We start from the raw sequence: 1,707 nt of genomic DNA on the forward strand, positions 1-1,707 counted from the left end.
CAACATCGGTTGTATCATCCAACGTGGTATTTCACCGAACAACGATGGTGAGAACGATTCGTTTGATTTGAGCGCTTATGATGTTCGTCGTTTGGTTATTTTCAATCGTTACGGTACGGAGGTTTATAGCCGCAACAATTACGTGAATGAGTGGTTTGGTCAGGACAGCAGTGGAAACGAGCTTACTGATGCGACGTACTTCTACGTGATTACTACCAACGATGGGAAAGAGATTACGGGCTGGATTTACGTGAACCGATAATAAAAATTGCTAGTTGATAAAACCTATTAAGATGAAGAAACTCTGTTTAGCTGCTTTGATGCTTTTTGCACTTGTGCCTGATTTTTGGGCGCAGCAAGACCCGCACTACACGCAGTACATGTATAACATGAACGTAATCAACCCGGCTTATGCGGGCTCCAAGGAGAATTTATCTTTTGGATTGCTCTACCGCAAGCAGTGGGTCAATATAGATGGTGCTCCCGAGACGTTTACCTTCTCGGGCAGTACCCCTGCTGGGAAGAATGTGGGTATTGGTTTGTCGTTGATCTCCGATCGTATTGGTCCGGTTAACGAACAAAATGCCTATGCCGACTTTTCCTACACCTTGAATTTGGGTGGCGAACACCGTTTGGCTTTGGGTTTGAAAGCGGGTGCTACCTTTCAACGGGTTGGGCTCTTCAGCGATATTGCTCAAACCCTTCCGGTTCCTACCGACGATGCCTTTAGCGAAGACACCAACAACGTGTATTTGAACATCGGTTCGGGCTTTTTCTATTACACCAACAAGTACTATGTAGCCTTCTCGGTGCCGAACATCCTTAAGGCAAATCACTTGGATTTTAACGGAGTGAAGTACGGTACCGAAACCCAGCACTTCTTCTTAACCGGAGGATATGTCTTTGATTTGAATCCGAATTTGAAGTTTAAACCCTTTACCATGATTAAAGGAGCATTCAATTCACCGACGACTTTTGATGCCAACGCCAACTTCTTGTTCAACGAGCGTTTTGAACTCGGTGCGTCTTACCGTATGGATGAGAGCATCGGGGCTATGGTAAACTTTGCCATCAACCCGAACTTGCGTATCGGTTATGCCTACGATCACATCATCTCGGATTTGAATACAGCAACAACCTCCTCACACGAGATTATCTTGTTGTTTGATTTGAACTTCCCCAAGAAAATATCCCGATCTCCACGTTATTTCTAATTTCTATGCAAAATCTAAAGATGAAACAGTCAATAATCTTGTTAGCCTTGCTTTGCAGCCTGTGGTCTAATGCGCAAAACAAAACAACAGCAGCCGCTGATAAATTGTTTGCTCGCTTGGAGTATGTGGAAGCGGCTCAGGCGTACCAAAAATTGGTAGATAACGGAAAGGGCAACAATTACATTTACCGCCAACTAGCCGAGGCTTATTACAACGTGTTTAACAGCAACGAAGCCGTGAAATGGTTTGCACTAGCAGCCAAAGAGAGTCAAGATGCCGAATTCTATTGGAAGTACGCGCAAATGCTTAAAGCCAACGGCAAGTACGAAGAGGCCAACAAACAAATGGCCGTCTTTGCTCAGAAAGCACCCAACGACCAGCGTGCAGCCAACTTTAAGTCGAATCCCAACTACTTGTCTAAACTGCTAGACAAACAAAAGGCCTTTAATGTAAAAACCATTAAAATCAACAGTGAGAAGACCGACTTTGCCGG

At 44.5% G+C, this 1,707-nt stretch carries 2 protein-coding genes and 1 pseudogene; all 3 read left to right on the top strand.

Annotated features, from left to right (window positions below; translation table 11 throughout):
• Nucleotides 1-262: T9SS type B sorting domain-containing protein (locus tag CHX27_RS02190; protein WP_133063393.1), on the top strand; the 262-nt coding region annotated here is incomplete at its 5' end.
• A gap of 31 nt (nt 263-293) precedes the next feature.
• Entirely contained in the window at nt 294-1,214 is a 921-nt protein-coding gene (locus tag CHX27_RS02195; protein WP_094485131.1) for a PorP/SprF family type IX secretion system membrane protein, read from the top strand.
• 20 nt (nt 1,215-1,234) lie between these two features.
• Nucleotides 1,235-1,707, top strand: a pseudogene (locus tag CHX27_RS02200) (OmpA family protein); the annotation flags it as partial.

Source organism: Flavobacterium aurantiibacter (genome assembly GCF_002251775.1).
GTDB lineage: Bacteria > Bacteroidota > Bacteroidia > Flavobacteriales > Flavobacteriaceae > Flavobacterium > Flavobacterium aurantiibacter.